This window comes from Pararhizobium antarcticum, from assembly GCF_001885585.1.
Taxonomy (GTDB): Bacteria; Pseudomonadota; Alphaproteobacteria; order Rhizobiales; family Rhizobiaceae; genus Pararhizobium; species Pararhizobium antarcticum.
Map to the genome: position 1 here is coordinate 1 of NZ_LSRP01000084.1, position 15,478 is coordinate 15,478.

The 15,478-nt window shown below is 62.0% G+C and carries 11 protein-coding genes and 1 pseudogene; 2 read left to right on the forward strand and 10 right to left on the reverse strand.

What is annotated here, in order from left to right:
- Together AX760_RS27710 and ligA are read right to left on the reverse strand one after the other, a co-directional pair.
- A pseudogene (locus AX760_RS27710) lies at nucleotides 1-492 on the reverse strand (fumarylacetoacetate hydrolase family protein); the annotation flags it as partial.
- A 241-nt stretch (nucleotides 493-733) separates the two neighbouring features.
- Nucleotides 734-2,893 carry an NAD-dependent DNA ligase LigA gene (gene ligA / locus AX760_RS11640; protein ID WP_071833057.1) on the reverse strand — a complete coding sequence of 720 codons (2,160 nt, stop codon included), beginning with the start codon at nucleotides 2,891-2,893 and terminating at the stop codon, nucleotides 734-736.
- 151 nt (nucleotides 2,894-3,044) lie between these two features.
- On the opposite strand from ligA, the gene AX760_RS11645 reads away from it, so the two are divergent.
- Nucleotides 3,045-3,764 (forward strand): hypothetical protein, encoded by a 720-nt coding sequence (locus tag AX760_RS11645; protein WP_071833058.1) that lies wholly within the window; start codon nucleotides 3,045-3,047, stop codon nucleotides 3,762-3,764.
- Here the strand turns inward: AX760_RS11645 and recN are convergent.
- The 8 genes from recN to aqpZ all read right to left on the reverse strand — a co-directional run bounded on the left by recN (nucleotide 3,761) and on the right by aqpZ (nucleotide 13,863).
- Nucleotides 3,761-5,434, reverse strand: a complete 1,674-nt coding sequence (gene recN / locus AX760_RS11650) for a DNA repair protein RecN (RefSeq protein ID WP_071833059.1) — start codon at nucleotides 5,432-5,434, stop codon at nucleotides 3,761-3,763. The genes AX760_RS11645 and recN overlap by 4 nt on opposite strands.
- A gap of 20 nt (nucleotides 5,435-5,454) precedes the next feature.
- A complete protein-coding gene (locus AX760_RS11655) occupies nucleotides 5,455-6,321 on the reverse strand; it encodes an outer membrane protein assembly factor BamD (RefSeq protein WP_071833060.1) in 867 nt (288 codons plus the stop codon).
- Nucleotides 6,322-6,499: 178 nt separating this feature from the next.
- Complete coding sequence (gene lpxC / locus AX760_RS11660) at nucleotides 6,500-7,462, reverse strand: UDP-3-O-acyl-N-acetylglucosamine deacetylase (protein ID WP_071833102.1); 963 nt, start codon at nucleotides 7,460-7,462, stop codon at nucleotides 6,500-6,502.
- Nucleotides 7,463-7,786: 324 nt separating this feature from the next.
- Nucleotides 7,787-9,553 carry a cell division protein FtsZ gene (gene ftsZ / locus AX760_RS11665; RefSeq protein ID WP_071833061.1) on the reverse strand — a complete coding sequence of 589 codons (1,767 nt, stop codon included), beginning with the start codon at nucleotides 9,551-9,553 and terminating at the stop codon, nucleotides 7,787-7,789.
- Nucleotides 9,554-9,658: 105 nt separating this feature from the next.
- The gene (gene ftsA / locus AX760_RS11670; RefSeq protein ID WP_071833062.1) at nucleotides 9,659-10,990 is read right to left on the reverse strand and encodes a cell division protein FtsA; all 1,332 of its coding nucleotides are present in this window, start codon (nucleotides 10,988-10,990) and stop codon (nucleotides 9,659-9,661) included.
- On the reverse strand, nucleotides 10,987-11,934 hold the full coding sequence (locus tag AX760_RS11675; RefSeq protein ID WP_071833063.1) for a cell division protein FtsQ/DivIB: 948 nt from the start codon (nucleotides 11,932-11,934) through the stop codon (nucleotides 10,987-10,989). Before AX760_RS11675 ends, ftsA begins: the two co-directional genes overlap by 4 nt.
- Entirely contained in the window at nucleotides 11,922-12,848 is a 927-nt protein-coding gene (locus tag AX760_RS11680) for a D-alanine--D-alanine ligase (RefSeq protein ID WP_071833064.1), read from the reverse strand. The genes AX760_RS11675 and AX760_RS11680 overlap by 13 nt, the downstream gene beginning before the upstream one ends.
- A 328-nt stretch (nucleotides 12,849-13,176) precedes the next feature.
- A complete protein-coding gene (gene aqpZ, locus AX760_RS11685; protein WP_071833065.1) occupies nucleotides 13,177-13,863 on the reverse strand; it encodes an aquaporin Z in 687 nt (228 codons plus the stop codon).
- Nucleotides 13,864-14,130: 267 nt separating this feature from the next.
- Here aqpZ and AX760_RS11690 point away from each other — a divergent pair, with 267 nt between their 5' ends.
- On the forward strand, nucleotides 14,131-15,435 hold the full coding sequence (locus AX760_RS11690; RefSeq protein ID WP_071833066.1) for an MFS transporter: 1,305 nt from the start codon (nucleotides 14,131-14,133) through the stop codon (nucleotides 15,433-15,435).
- The last annotated feature ends 43 nt before the right edge of the window (nucleotides 15,436-15,478 follow it).

The window sequence follows — 15,478 nt, forward strand, 5'->3', positions numbered from 1 at the left end:
GGCACTGCCCTTGTCCCAGCCGTCGCCCAGTTCATCGGGCGTCACCGCAACCGGCGAAAACGCCGTGGCAACCGGAGACCCGTCGTTGAGAACGCTGTGGGCGAGCATGACCAGCACCGCGCCGCCCGTTTCGGAGCCGGCCTCGGCATCATCGAGGATAACGGCGGCTTCAACGCGGGAGGAAAGCTGCGCGCCGGATGCGACCGCGACCGTGTCGCGGGGGCAATCGAAGAAACCGGCACCACCGCTCCAGGAAAAGGCGCGCGGCAACGGTGAGGCTGCATCATGCTCGTGAAAGCGCAGCGTCGGCTGCGAACCGGTTTCCAGCCCGAGCGCCACCCGCGCGAGGCGCGGTGCCACATGCGCCCAATCGTCGAGCGCCGCCTGCAGCGTGCGGGCGATATGGCCGACTTCGGAGCAACGGGTGAGATCCTTGGAGACGACGACGAGTTTTCCGTCGCGGGTGCTGTCTTTGAGAGTAGCCAGTTTCATCGCTTGCGTGTTCCTCGGGTTCTGATTGACCGGCGGCTCTTCGGCCGCCTGTCGCCATATTGGCACTATTTCGGGCCGGATGTCGCGCCGAATTTGTGCCCCGAAAAGCGACAACAAGCCCACCACCGACGCAGCGTCAGGCGCATGAATGATGCCCTGACCTTGAGTCAGCCAGCATTCTCACGGAGGTCCAGGGCTGCGGCAACGAAAAGAGGAACGTCCCCTCCCGGCGAACCGAAGCTTACCCACCGATCAGAACGAGCCATTCGTCCTCGTCCATCGTCTGCACCCCAAGTTCACGCGCCTTGTCGAGCTTGGAGCCGGCGCCCGGGCCGGCGACAACGATGTCCGTCTTCTTGGAGACCGAGCCTGACACCTTCGCGCCAAGGCTTTCCGCCCTGGCCTTGGCTTCGTCGCGGGTCATCTTTTCGAGCGAGCCGGTGAACACGACGGTCTTGCCGACGACCGGGCTGGAGGAGACCACCGGGCTCTCGGCATCCTGCGGCTGAACCTCGAGCAGAAGTCGGCCGACGACCGCGATATTGCGCGGTTCCTTGTAGAATTCGACGATGGCGCGCGCGACGACCTCGCCGATCCCGTCAATGCCGTTGAGATCGCTCCACGCCTCGCTGCCCAAGTCCCCGGCCGCCTGCATGGCATCCGAAAAAGCGGCATAGCTGCCATAATGACGCGCGAGCAGCTTGGCGGTTGTCTCGCCGCAATGGCGGATGCCGAGCGCATAGATGAAGCGCTGCAGCGACACCTGCCGGCGGCCGTTGATCGCATCATAGAGCTTTTTGACACTGACCTTGCCGAAGCCGTCAATGTTTTCCAGTTTGGTCAGCGCGGAACCTCCCTGCCGCTGCTCGAGCGTAAAAATGTCGGGCGCGGTCTTGATCCAGAGCGTCTCATCCTCCGCTTCGAAGAAGAAATCCACCTGCTTGGCTCCCAAGCCCTCGATGTCGAAGGCGTTGCGCGAGACAAAGTGCTTGAGATGTTCGACGGCCTGTGCCCGGCAGACGAAACCGCCGGTGCAGCGGGTGACGGAATCGAGCTTGCCGGTCTTCTCATTGCGCTCGCGCACCGCATGACTGCCGCAGACCGGGCAAGTCTTCGGGAACGCATAACGCACCGAGCCCAGCGCGCGTTTTTCCATGACCACGTCGAGAACCTGCGGGATGACATCCCCTGCCCGCTGGACAATCACGGTGTCGCCGATGCGGATGTCGTGGTCCGGCGCGCGGATGCGCTCGCCGCCATTGCCAATGCCGTCGATATAGTCGGCATTGTGCAGGGTCGCATTGGTGACGACCACGCCGCCGACGGTGATCGGCGTCAGGCGCGCGACCGGGGTCAGAGCGCCGGTGCGGCCAACCTGGATGTCGATCTTCTCGACAATCGTGAATGCCTGCTCGGCCGGGAACTTGTGCGCCGTTGCCCAGCGCGGCGAGCGCGAGCGGAAACCGAGCCGCGACTGCAGGTCGAGCCGGTCGACCTTGTAGACAACGCCGTCAATGTCGTAATCGAGATCCGGTCGCTCAAGGCCGATCTCGCGGTAATGCGCAATGATCGCCTCGATCGAGGAAAAGCGCTGCATCAGCGGATTGACAGGAAAACCCCAGGCCTCGAACGCCTTGACCATGCCGAGCTGCGTATCGCCAGGCATCTCCGACATCTCGCCCCAGGCATACGCAAAAAACTTCAGTTTTCGGCTGGCCGTCACCGTCGGGTCGAGCTGGCGAAGACTGCCAGCCGCCGTGTTGCGCGGATTGACATAGGTCTGCCGGCCCAAGGCCAGCATCTGCGCGTTGAGGGCGAGGAAATCGCTTTTGCCCATATAGACCTCGCCACGCACCTCGACGACATCGGGAACCCCAGGCGGCAGCGTCTGCGGAATGTCCTTGATCGTGCGGATGTTGGCGGTCACGTTTTCCCCGGTCGTACCATCGCCGCGCGTTGCTGCGCTGACCAGCCTGCCCGCCTCGTAGCGCAGCGACATCGACAGGCCGTCGATCTTCGGCTCGGCGGTAAAGGCAATCGAATTGTCGGGGAGAACGCCCAGGAAGCGATAGACGGAATGCACGAAATCGCGCACGTCCTCGTCGGAAAACGTGTTGTCGAGCGACAGCATCGGTCGGGCATGGGGGATCTGCTGGAAGATTTCGGACGGGGCGGCGCCAACCCTGCGCGAGGGGCTGTCCTCGCGCACCAGCATTGGAAACTCTGCCTCGATGGCCGCGTTGCGCAGTTTCAGGACATCATAGTCGGCATCAGAAATCTCGGGCGCATCCTTGGCGTGATAGAGCGCGTCGTGTTTTGCCAGAGCTGCGGCAAGAAGCGCCAGTTCCTCGGCGGCATCGGCTTCGCTCAGCATTTCAGCGGGTGTCTTTTCGATGGTCATGGCTGCGGTCTCCGGCATGTCCGATCGTTTTAGTGAAAACCACGCCGATGAAAAGACTGAGCACCCATCAAGGTGCGATTAATCCATTCCGTTTATGCTGCGCCCCAACGATCGCCGGACAAGATGTCGGTTCCGGCGAGAAGGAGCGAATTTGATTTCGACCACCGCAACCCTTTCGTCTGTCCAGCGCCAGCCCGCGCAGCGCCTGGCGTCTGAGCCGACAATCGTGGCGGCCAGCAGCGGCGCGACGGCCCCGCAGATTGATGAGCCGACAACGGCACGCCAGAAACAGGCGGACGATGCGCTTGCGGCCCTGCGCAGCATGGTCGAGAACGGCCCCAAGGAACGCAAGGCACAGGCGGAAGAGCGGCTGACGCGGCTGAAGGAGGAAGTCTCGGAACTCGTGCGCTGGGGATTCGCTCCAGGCGTGATCGCCGGTCGCTCGGCACAGTTAGCCAAGGAGCTCGGATCGGCTGCCAGACAGTTTTCCGCCGCCTTGTCGGATGACAAGAAAATGTCTGTCTCTTCTTCTGCCTCTGCCGATGCAGCCGACAGTGCCGCATTGGCGAACAAAGCTGCGACAGAACAGGCTGACCTTCCGCAAGCCTACCGCGACACGTTGCAGGATGGTCGGAATGGGCAAAAAGATCTGTCAGACGATGCTCTCACGATCGGCGATTTCCGCACGGCAGCAGCGCAGCTGAAAATGATGCTCGAATGGGCCGAGCAAGCCCTGGATGAAAACGGCAGCGTCCCGCTTTTCATCGACCAGGGGAAGCGGGCGCTTGATGGCATGGACCAGACCTTTGCGGGTACCGTTGGCATTTCGAGTGTTTATGGCCAGTCGATCCCGCTCAGCCTGATTTTCTAGCCGTTGCCCGCCAGCAGGCGGGTCGCCGCCGCCCGCGCCTCGTCGGTCACCGAAGCGCCGGCCAGCATGCGGGCAATCTCTTCTGTGCGGGCCTTGTCGTCCATGCGGGCGACGCGGGTGGAAATCGTCTCGGATGTCTCCGATGTCGGCCCCTTGGAAATCAGCAGATGGGTCGCCGCCAGCGCCGCAACCTGCGGTGCATGGGTCACCGATAGGACCTGAACCGTTGCTGACAACCGTTTCAGCCGCTGGCCAATGGCATCGGCCACCGCCCCGCCGACGCCGGTATCGATCTCGTCGAAGACAAGCGTCGGCGCCGATCCGCGATCGGCCAGCGCCACCTTGAGCGCCAGAAGAAAACGCGACAGTTCACCGCCGGAAGCAACCTTCATGATCGGTCCCGGCCGTGTGCCGGGGTTGGTCTGGACGTGGAACTCGACAATGTCGATACCATCGGCGCTGGCCGTATCCGGACCGCTCGAAACCTCCGCCATGAAGCGGGCCCGCTCCAGCTTCAACGCCGGCAGTTCCGCCATCACGGCTTGCGACAGGGCGCTCGCGGTGTTGTGGCGTTTGGCAGACAGGCTGGATGCGGCAGCGTCGAAGGCAGCCCGGGTCAGGCCCAGCTGCTGCTGCAGCTGCTTCAGCTTCTCCTCGCCGGCATCGAGATCGGCCAGATCGGAGATCATTCGAACGGCAAGGGCCGGAAGCTCGGTCACCGGAACCGAATATTTGCGCGCAGCGGCACGCAGCGCAAACAGCCGTTCCTCGACGCGCTCGAGCTCCTTCGGATCATATTCGGTCTTGCGCAACGCCGCTTCCACCGCCATCTGCGCGTCGGACAGGTGGTTGAGCGCCGTATCCAGCCGCTCGACGGTCTCCTCGAGCAGGCCGGGTGCCTCGTGGCTCTTGCGCTCGAGACGACGGACGAGCGATGCGATCAGCGGCACGGGAGAGGCGTTTCCGTTGAGGAATTCGCTGGCTTCGTTGATGTCGACGGCAATGCGCTCGGCCTTCATCATGCGCGAGCGGCGTTCGGCAAGCTCGTCTTCCTCGCCATCCTGTGGCGACAGGATTTCCAGCTCTTCGACGGACGAACGCAGGTAATCAGCCTCGCGCGCGGCGGCCTCGACCTTGTCGCGGTGCTTCTTCAGCGTGCGCTCGGCGTCCCGCCAGCTCCGGTAGAGCCCGCCAACCGCAACCGCCTCGTCCGAAAGGCCGCCGAAAGCATCGAGCAAGGTGCGGTGCGCATCGGTGTCGACCAGCGCGCGGTCATCATGCTGGCCGTGGATTTCAACCAGCAACTGGCCGGCCTGACGCATGAGCTGGACGGAAACCGGCTGGTCGTTGACATAGGCGCGGGTGCGACCGTCGGCGGATTGCACACGGCGGAAAATCAGCTCGCCATCGTCGTCAATGCCGTTTTCACGCACCAGAAGGCGGGCGCGATGATCCATCGGCACGTCGAAGACCGCCGTCACCTGGCCCTTGTCAGACCCATGGCGCACCAGCGAGCCATCACCCCGGCCGCCCAAAGCCAGCGACAGGCTGTCAAGCAGAATGGACTTGCCGGCACCGGTTTCCCCGGTCAGCACGGAAAGGCCGGCATCGAAAGAGAGATCAAGCCGTTCGATCAGGACGATATCGCGGATCGAGAGCTGTGCCAGCATGCGTTTCTAATCTCTTGAGGTCAGGCGCCCAGCAGTTTCTTGCCGGCGCGCGAAATCCACGAGCCGCCATTTTCACGCGGCTCCAGACCACCGGTCTGCAGAAGCTTGTAGCTGTCGGCATACCACTGGCTGTCCGGATAGTTGTGCCCCAGCACAGCGGCAGCCGTCTGCGCCTCGCTGACAATGCCCATGGCATAATAAGTCTCGACGAGACGCGCCAGCGCTTCCTCGACCTGGTTGGTGTTCGGATAGGTCTCGACCACGGTGCGGAAGCGCGTGAGCGCCGCCAGATATTCCTTGCGCTCGAGATAATAGCGGCCGACCTGCATTTCCTTGCCGGACAACTGGTCACGGGCAAAGCGTATTTTCGCCTGCGCATCCTCGACATATTCCGAATCGGGATACTTATCGACCACGGCCTGCATCGCCTCGATCGTCTTCAGCGAGGGACGCTGGTCCTGCGTCACGCCGGGGATCTGGCGGGAATAGGCCAGGCCGATGATATATTGCGCATAGGCCGCGTCTTCCGACTGCGGATAGAGATTGAGATAGCGGCTGGCGGCGGTAATTGCCTCGGCATTCTGGCCCTGGCGGTAGCTGACAAAGGCGTTCATCACCAGCGCCTTGCGCGCATATTCGGAGAACGGATGCTGCTTGTCGATCGCATCGAACTTGCGGCCTGCCTCCGTCGTCTTGCCGGCGCTGAGATTGGCGAGACCCTGATTGTAGAGGACCTCTGGCGGATCGGTCTCTGCGGTCAACTTGGTGATGTCGATATCCGGATCGTTCTGGCAACCCGTGATGATCACGCTGGATGTGCAGGCAGCGAGCGTAATCAGGAGAACGCGCGCTGTTTTCTTCATATCGACGGAGCCTGCAAATACCATAAGACAATCCCAAATCGTGCGCCAGTAAAGCGACCGCCGCTTATCAACCGCGTTTTAGAGCAAGATGCAACAAGACCGCAACGTCATGCGGACGGATTAACGCAATTTTGTGGCGGGCAAGTCATGAAAAAGCCGGCCCAAGGACCGGCTTTCTTCATAAAACACTGCACAAACAGGCTTATGCCGACCAGGGCGCGAACTCCGGCGCATGAATGGCAACCACCTCGCGGGCACTGGCCCGCTGGCGCGGCGTGGCCGTTTCGACGACTTCATAGGCACTGCGGTCGCTCAACAGCGCCTTCAGGGCATGCGAATTCATCTTGTGACCGCCGCGATAGGAGCGGTAGCAGCCGATGAAGGGGGCGCCGGCCAGCGCCAGGTCGCCAACCGCATCCAAAGTCTTGTGACGCACGAACTCGTCCTTGGCGTAACGCAGGCCTTCGACATTGATGACCGTGTTGTCATCGGAGATCACGACGGAATTTTCAAGCGACGAGCCCAGCGCATGGCCGGAGGCCCAGAGACGTTCGACATCGCGCATGAAACCGAAGGTGCGGGCCCGCGAAAGCTCTGTCTTGAAGACAGACGGGGTCATGTCGCCTTTCCAGGACTGCCGACCGATCAGCGGGCAGTCGAAATCGATCTCCACTTCAAACCGCATGCCATCATAGGGCACGAATTCCGACCAGGAGGCGCCCGATTCGATACGAACCGGCTTGATGATGCGGATATACCGGCGCTTCACGGCCAGGGCCTTGATGCCGGTCTGCTCGATCGCCTCGATGAACGGAGCCGAACTGCCATCCATGATCGGCATTTCGGCGCCATGCACTTCAATCAGCAGGTTATCCAGGCCAAGCGCGTAGACGGCAGCCATGACATGTTCGATCGTTGCAATCGACGTCGCGGCCGAAAAACCGAGAACCGTGCAGAGATCGGTGTTGCCAACCTGCGATGACACGGCCTTGTACTCGCTGATCACCGTCTCATCGATGACGCGCTGGAAAACAACACCGCTATCGGCATCCGCCGGGTGGAAGGTGATCGACACTTCGGAACCGGAGTGAACGCCCGTCCCGCGCAGGGTTACCGCATGTGCAATCGTGGTCTGAAACCCCAGCAATCCAATTCCAAGTCCCATGCTCATTCACTTTCACCATCGTCGGCATACACTGCCACATTCTTCCGGGTCCGTGACGAGCGGCGCAAAGACAACCCATGCCGGAATCGACCGAAGGTCGTCATCCGCCAAACTCGAACGTCAGCGATGTCTCGAATCGCATGCTGCCCCGTCAGTCCCGAGCCTCAAGATAATTGCAGCGCGCCATCATTCCAAATCACTGTTTCTTTCGCTTTGTTACGCTGCACAATAACTTTGGCAAACCACTGATTTTCTTTTGTAAACATAAAAAAATGCCCGGGTTTTATCCCGGGCATTTCGGCAAGGTGGAAGGTGGGTCGAATATCAGCTCGACTGACGGCGCAGGAACGCCGGGATTTCGAGCTGATCGTCATCCTGGGCGCGCGACGGGGTCACGCGACCATGATCGTCAAGCTGCCCACGGCGCGGCGCATAGAGGCTCGCTTCCGGCGACAGCGGCCGGCGCTGCTGCGAAGCGGCGCTCGGTGCAGCCACGGTCATGTCGGCCGTGACGTTGTGGTCTTCCTCGTCGCGACGCCCAAGCGAGTTGGTGATGCGCTTCAGAAGGCCCATCGGGCCGCGCTCTTCCTGGGGCACGGGGGCAGTCTGGGAGCGATGGTCGGCTTCCGCTTTCACCAGCGGCGGAAAGTCTTCCACCTTTGGCATGCGGACCTGTTCGGCCTGCTGCCGGATCACAGGCGCCATCGGCTCCTGGCGCATCGGTGCGACAGGCTGCGGTGCCTGGGCGACCGGTGCTTCGGCAACACGCTGGACCGGCGCGGCAGCCTGTTCGGCCGGAGCGCTGCCACCGAACAGCTTGCTCTGCGGACGGAAATCGTCCTGCGTCTGCTGAACCGGGGCCGGTGCACCACCGCGCGGCATCGAAAGGAACAATTCGCGTTCCAGTTCGGCCTGACGGATGGCTTCGGCGATAGCGTCGGCCTGCGAGGCCGGCTGCGGTGCTGGCTGCTGGGCAACCGGGGCCGGCTGGACAGCGACTGGCGCCGGTGCCGGCTGCTGAACAGCAACAGTCTGCGGCTGCGACGCCGGAATGGCGATGGACGGACGAATGATCGGCTTTGCTACCGGGCGAAAGCTGGCATTCCTGTCGGCCACCTCCGCGGCTGTGCGGTCGATACCCGTGGCGACGACCGACACGCGGATCAGGCCTTCCAGTTCTTCATCGAAGGTCGCACCCAGGATGATGTTCGCATCCGGATCGACTTCCTCGCGGATGCGGGTTGCCGCTTCGTCGACTTCGAACAGCGTCAGGTCGCGACCGCCGGTGATCGAGATCAGCAGGCCCTGTGCCCCCTTCATCGAGGTTTCGTCGAGCAGCGGGTTGGCAATCGCAGCTTCGGCTGCGGCCATTGCACGGCCCTCGCCCGAGGCTTCGCCGGTGCCCATCATGGCGCGACCCATTTCGCGCATCACGGACCGAACGTCCGCGAAGTCGAGGTTGATCAGGCCTTCCTTGACCATCAGGTCGGTGATGCAGGCAACGCCCGAATAGAGAACCTGGTCGGCCATCGCAAAGGCGTCGGCAAAGGTGGTCTTGTCGTTGGCGATCCGGAACAGGTTCTGGTTCGGGATGACGATCAGGGTATCGACCGACTTCTGCAGTTCGGAAATGCCCATGTCGGCAAGGCGCATGCGGCGCTGGCCTTCGAAGTGGAACGGCTTGGTCACGACGCCAACCGTCAGGATGCCCTTGTTGCGGGCGGCCTGGGCGACGACGGGCGCAGCGCCCGTACCGGTGCCACCACCCATGCCAGCGGTGACGAAGCACATGTGGGTGCCGTTCAGGTGATCGATGATTTCATCGATGCACTCTTCGGCTGCGGCGCGGCCGACTTCCGGCTGCGAACCGGCGCCGAGGCCTTCGGTCACGGCAACACCCATCTGGATGATGCGTTCGGCCTTGGTCATGGTCAGCGCCTGGGCATCCGTGTTGGCGACGACGAAGTCGACGCCCTGGAGGCCTGCGGTAATCATGTTGTTGACAGCGTTGCCGCCGCCGCCGCCGACACCGAAGACGGTGATGCGCGGCTTAAGCTCGGTGATGTCCGGCTTTTGCAAGTTGATCGTCATAGTACCCGTTCCTTCCTGGTTTCTAGCCGCCTTGCCGAGCCGGCCAAATCTTAATAACGCTTCCCTGGACCGCGAAAGTTTCCTGTTCCTTCGCAGCTACAAGATCTAAAAACTTTCCTTCAGCCACTGCCCCACACGGGCGATCCGGCTGTTGTTGCCTGCCAGCGACGAGAGCAGACCGCCCTGTGCCGCATGGGTTTCCATCTCCGCAACCTGCGGATAGATCATCAACCCGACAGCTGTCGAAAAGGCCGGGCCCTTGGCGGCAGCGGGAAGACCCGAGACACCGAGTGGACGGCCGATGCGCACATTGCGCGCCAGGATGCGGCGAGCCGCTTCCGGCAGGCCTGTCAACTGGCTTGCACCGCCGGTGAGCACGATGCGCTTGCCGACGATCGGGCTGAAGCCCGAGCGCTGGATGCGGTCGCGAATGAGTTCGAGGGTTTCCTCGATGCGGGCCCGCACGATACGCGAGACAAGCGCCCGCGGCACATGCGTCGGCTGATCACGGTCGTCCTCGCCGATCGGCGGAACGGAGACAATGTCGCGTTCGTCGGTGCTGTTGGGCAGCGCCGAGCCATGCACGACCTTGAGACGCTCCGCATCCTCGATGCGGGTCGAAAGACCGCGCGCCAGATCGGTCGTCACATGATGGCCACCGAGCGAGACGGCATCGGCGTGGACCAGCTTGCCCTCGGCAAAGACGGAGATCGTCGTGGTGCCGCCGCCCATGTCGATGGCGGCACAGCCGAGTTCGACCTCGTCATCGACCAGCGCTGCAAGGCCACTGGCATAGGGGGTGGCAACAATACCTTCCACCGAAAGATGGGCGCGGTTGATGCAGAGTTCGAGGTTCTTCAAGGCGGCCCGCTCGGCGGTCAGCACATGCATGTCGACGCCAAGTGAATCGCCGAACATGGCCAGCGGATCGCGAATGCCGCGTTCGCCGTCCAGCGAAAAGCCCGTCGGCAGCGAATGCAGGATGACGCGATCCTGGCGCAGGGACTGCTGGCCGGCAGCCGACAGAACCTTCTTGAGATCGGCAGCATCGACTTCCTGGCCACCGAGATCAATCGACGCGGTGTAGATGTCGCTCTGCAGGCGGCCGGCAGAGATATTGACGATCAGGCTGTCGATGGTCAGGCCGGCCATGCGTTCGGCAGCATCGACCGCAAGGCGGATGACGCTTTCGCAGGCATCGAGATCGGCAATCACGCCGTTTTTCATGCCACGCGACTTGTGATGGCCGATGCCGATGACTTCGATCGCGTGGGTGCGGCCCGGCAGGATCTGGCTTTCGCCACGCGGCGTCAGCCGACCGATCATGCAGACGACCTTGGTGGAGCCGATGTCGAGAACCGACACGATGTGCGAGCGCTTGGAATTGAGCGGCTTCAGACGCGGCAGACCGAAATGTGAGGAACCGAAAAGGCTCATATCCGGCTCTCCACGTCGATTTTTTCCTGCTTCTTCAGGGCCTTGGTGCGCGCTTCCAGAACCACCTCGCGGCGCGCGGCCGCTTGCGCGGTGAGCTGGATTGTCGTGCGATCCTCGAGCCTCAGATCAACGGCTGCGATATCGCGCTCCAGAAGCTGATGCCCCTCTTCCATAGTCGAGAGAACCTGCATGGCGCGATCGAGATCATGCTCGGGCAGCTTGATGGTGATGCCGTTGTCGAGCATCAGATCCCAGCGGCGACCGGCGACGCGGACATAAGCCTTGACCCGGGCGCGGATCTCCGGCCAGTCGCTGAAACGCTCGTAGAACTTGGCAGCCGCCGTTTCGGCGTCACGACCGACGAACAAAGGCAGGCTTGAAAACTTGTTGTCGCGCAGCGGCGCAATCACGCTGCCGCTGGCTTCGATGAGCGACAGATCCGTGCCGTGCTGCCAGATGCCGAAGGCCTTGCGCTCCGTCAGGTTGACCTCGATCGTGCCGGGATAGATCTTGCGGACGGCGACGGCCTCGACCCACGGCATTTCGCTGATCAGCTTGCGCGCTTCGCCGATATCGAGCGCCACGAGCGATGTCGCGCCGTCGAGACCGAGCTGCTGCAGGATATCGATTTCCGACGTCTGGTCATTGCCGGAGACTTTCACATCCTCGATGGCAAAACCTGCGGCCGACGTCGTCGCCTGGGCGAAATCCTGCGAGTGACCGCCGATCGACATGCCGTAGAAACCGGTGGCAGAAAGGAAGGCCAGAGCCGCAGCCGAGCCGGCATGCGGTGCAAAATGAATGCGCCCGGTGCCCAGGCTGACGAGAAGGCGGACGGCACGGCGCAGCGGACGCGGCAATACGAACTGCCCGTCGAGATCCGCCATCGCGCGCTCCGAGGATGCGCGCAGCCTTCTGGACTTGTTGCCCCTTAACGCAAACACGACGCGTCCTCCACGATCCACTTGAGGAATTCACCAAACGTATGGCCGGCATGGACGGCCATTTCGGGCACCAGGGAGGTTGGAGTCATTCCGGGCTGGGTGTTCACCTCCAGCCAGACAAGCTCTCCGTCTTCCGAAAAACGGTCGTCATAGCGGAAGTCGGAGCGACTCACGCCGCGGCAGCCGATCGCCTGATGCGCCTTGAGCGAGAGTGTTTGTATTTTTTGGTAAATATTTGGTGAAAGACTTGCCGGAATGACGTGTTTCGACCCACCCTTCACATACTTCGAATCATAATCGTAGAAGGAGTGCCCCTGGGGGATGATCTCGGTCACACCGAGCGGCACATCGCCCATGACGCCACAGGTCAACTCGCGCCCATGGATATAGCGCTCGACCATCACGCGCTGGCCAAAACCCCATTCGCCTGACGTGACGATCTGCGGCGGATGCGACTGGTCTTCCTGGACAATGACGACACCGAAGCTGGAGCCCTCATTCACCGGCTTGATCACGTAAGGCGGTTTCAGGGGGTGCTCGGAGGTGAAATCGAAGCGGCTCATGATGCGCGCCTCAGCCACGGGAATGCCGGCAGCCGCAGCGACGCATTTTGCCTGCGCCTTGTCCATGGCAAGGGCCGAGGCCAGCACGCCGGAATGGGTGTAGGGAATTTCGAGATATTCGAGGACACCCTGGATCGTGCCGTCTTCGCCAAAGGGACCATGCAGCGCATTGAAGGCAACGTCCGGACGCAGGTCGGCGAGCACGGACGCAACATTGCGATCCACGTCGACGCGCGTCACCCGATATCCTTCCGCCTCCAGCGCATCCGCGCAGGCAGCCCCGGAAGACAGGCTGACGGGCCGCTCCGAGGAAAATCCGCCCATCAGGACAGCCACATGCTTGCTCGACATCAAAACCCCCGACAATAGGCCACCCTTACAAATTTCGCTTGCGTCTGGCTGGCCGTCCCGCACCTCGAGTCAGCCGCACCGTCTACAGTCTCCATAGAGCCGTACTATGGTTAATGAACCGTTTACTTTGGTTAACCGCGACAGCAGCTGGCCAAAAAAATCCAGCACGAATCATCGGGCATGGCGAATTACTGCCTTAGAATCAGAGAGTTATTTCCGGTGCAACAGAATACGACGGACGCTGCCGACAAAAACGAAGGTCCCGCGCGGCGTCTGCCGCACGGGACCTCAATGTCTGTCTATGCCTGACGGAACGAATGCCGGGACATCAATCCTTTTCGCCGACCGCCTTCCAGGCGATGGCGCCAAGAGCGGCTCCCGCGATCGGCGCCAGCCAGAACAACCAGAGCTGCTGCAGCGCCCAACCGCCGACGAACAGCGCCTGGCCTGTCGAACGCGCCGGGTTGACCGAGGTGTTGGTGACCGGAATGGAAATCAGGTGGATCAGCGTCAGCGCAAGGCCAATGGCGATCGGCGCGAAACCCGTGGGAACCCGGCCATGCGTCGCTCCAAGGATGATGAACAGGAAAAATGCGGTCAGCAGCACCTCGATCACGAGGGCGGATAGCAATCCGTAGCCACCCGGGGAATGCTCGCCATAACCATTGGCCGCAAAACCGCCGAGCTGGAAATCGGCCTTGCCGCTCGCCACGACATAGAGTGCGGCCGCGGCGGCGATGGCGCCGGCGACCTGGGCAAGCACATAGGGGATGAGGGACGCTAGCGGAAACTTGCCTGCGACGACGAGCCCAACCGAGACAGCCGGATTAAAATGGCCTCCGGACACGCCACCCACAGCATAGGCCATGGTCAGCACCGTCAGCCCGAAGGCAAGCGACACGCCCAGCAGGCCGATGCCGACCTCGGGAAACGCAGCGGCGAGCACAGCACTGCCACACCCGCCAAAAACCAGCCAGAACGTCCCCAGAAATTCAGCTGAAAGTTTATTGCCCATAAAAACCTCCCCAGACTAGCGGAGCCCCCTCCGCACAACCTGCCCAGAATTCGCCACATTCGCGATCGGGTCAAGGTCCGGAGCCATCGATTTTCCGGTGCGGAGGATCACCTTGGGCAGGCTCGGACGGGGGCCTTCGCCGCGCTGCGACCCGCAAAATCTGGCCATCGTCCATGGGTATCGGGTTACGCCCGAGGCGCAATTGCTCTATCAGGCGGGCTTCCGCCTCCCAAGACGGCAAGAACAACTGAAAACACGGATAAAAAAATGACTGACACAATCTCCACGGTGTCGTCGCTTACAGGCCCATCGAAGACGCCCGCGCTGAACTCCCCCGCCCGCGTCCTGTTCGCAAGCCTGGTCGGCACGACCATCGAATTCTTCGATTTCTATGTCTATGCAACGGCCGCCGTTCTGGTGTTCCCGCATATCTTCTTCCCGAACAGCGACCCGACAACAGCCCTGCTCGCGTCCTTCGCCACCTTCTCGATCGCCTTCTTTGCGCGCCCGCTCGGTGCCGTGGTCTTCGGCCATTTCGGCGACCGGGTCGGACGCAAGGCGACACTCGTTGCGGCGCTGCTGACCATGGGCATCTCGACCGTGATCATCGGCCTCCTTCCGTCCTACGAGACGATCGGCGTGCTGGCACCGCTGCTTCTGGCGCTTTGCCGCTTCGGACAGGGCTTCGGGCTTGGCGGCGAATGGGGTGGCGCCGTGCTGCTGGCCACCGAAAATGCACCGGAGGGAAAACGCAGCTGGTACGGCATGTTCCCGCAACTCGGCGCACCCGTTGGCTTGTTTCTGTCCTCCGGTGTCTTCTGGCTTCTGCTGCATTTCATGTCGCAGGAAGCGCTGCTCAGCTGGGGCTGGCGCATTCCCTTTGTCGCGTCCATCCTTTTGATCGCCATTGGTCTTTGGGTTCGCCTGTCGATCACCGAAACCCCGGCCTTCCAGAAGGCGATCGACAGCCATGAGCGCGTCGAGGTGCCGGTTGTCGAACTGTTCCGCAACCACAAGCGCAGCCTGGTGCTGGGCACATTCGTAGCCCTTGCCACCTTCGTTCTGTTCTACATCGGTTCGGCCTATCTTCTGTCCTACAACATCAAGGTGCTGAACATCCCGTTCATCGATGCGCTCGAAATCCAGATCCTCGGATCGGTGCTGTTCGGGATCTTCATCCCGATCGCCGCCAAGCTGGCCGAACGGTTCGGGCGCCGCGAGATCCTGATCGCCGTGACCGTCCTGATCGGCATCTTCTCGTTTTTCCTGCCGGGCCTGATGACATCGGGCGAAAGCGGCATCATCGTCTTTGCCACAATCGCAATGGCGCTGATGGGCATCACCTACGGCCTGATCGGAACGGCGCTCGCCGCCCCTTTCCCGACCCAGGTGCGCTATACGGGATCGTCGATCACCTTCAACTTCGCCGGCATCTTTGGTGCCTCGCTGGCGCCCTATATCGCCACCTGGCTGCAGGTCAATTACGGCATGACTTATGTCGGCTATTATCTCCTGATCGCCACCGTGATCACCCTTGTCTGCATCCTGCTTTCGGGCCGGGAAGACGTCTGAGTTCAAGCGGAATCAGAACAAACGAAAAAGCCGCGAAGTCACT

Bases quoted from the DNA above. Each gene is read 5' to 3' on its own strand.
- ftsZ (WP_071833061.1), bottom strand. From the start codon at position 9,553: ATGACGATCAACTTGCAAAAGCCGGACATCACCGAGCTTAAGCCGCGC.
- AX760_RS11680 (WP_071833064.1), bottom strand. From the start codon at position 12,848: ATGTCGAGCAAGCATGTGGCTGTCCTGATGGGCGGATTTTCCTCGGAG.
- ligA (WP_071833057.1), bottom strand. From the start codon at position 2,893: ATGACCATCGAAAAGACACCCGCTGAAATGCTGAGCGAAGCCGATGCC.
- lpxC (WP_071833102.1), bottom strand. From the start codon at position 7,462: ATGGGACTTGGAATTGGATTGCTGGGGTTTCAGACCACGATTGCACAT.
- ftsA (WP_071833062.1), bottom strand. From the start codon at position 10,990: ATGAGCCTTTTCGGTTCCTCACATTTCGGTCTGCCGCGTCTGAAGCCG.
- AX760_RS11655 (WP_071833060.1), bottom strand. From the start codon at position 6,321: ATGGTATTTGCAGGCTCCGTCGATATGAAGAAAACAGCGCGCGTTCTC.
- aqpZ (WP_071833065.1), bottom strand. From the start codon at position 13,863: ATGGGCAATAAACTTTCAGCTGAATTTCTGGGGACGTTCTGGCTGGTT.
- AX760_RS11690 (WP_071833066.1), top strand. From the start codon at position 14,131: ATGACTGACACAATCTCCACGGTGTCGTCGCTTACAGGCCCATCGAAG.
- recN (WP_071833059.1), bottom strand. From the start codon at position 5,434: ATGCTGGCACAGCTCTCGATCCGCGATATCGTCCTGATCGAACGGCTT.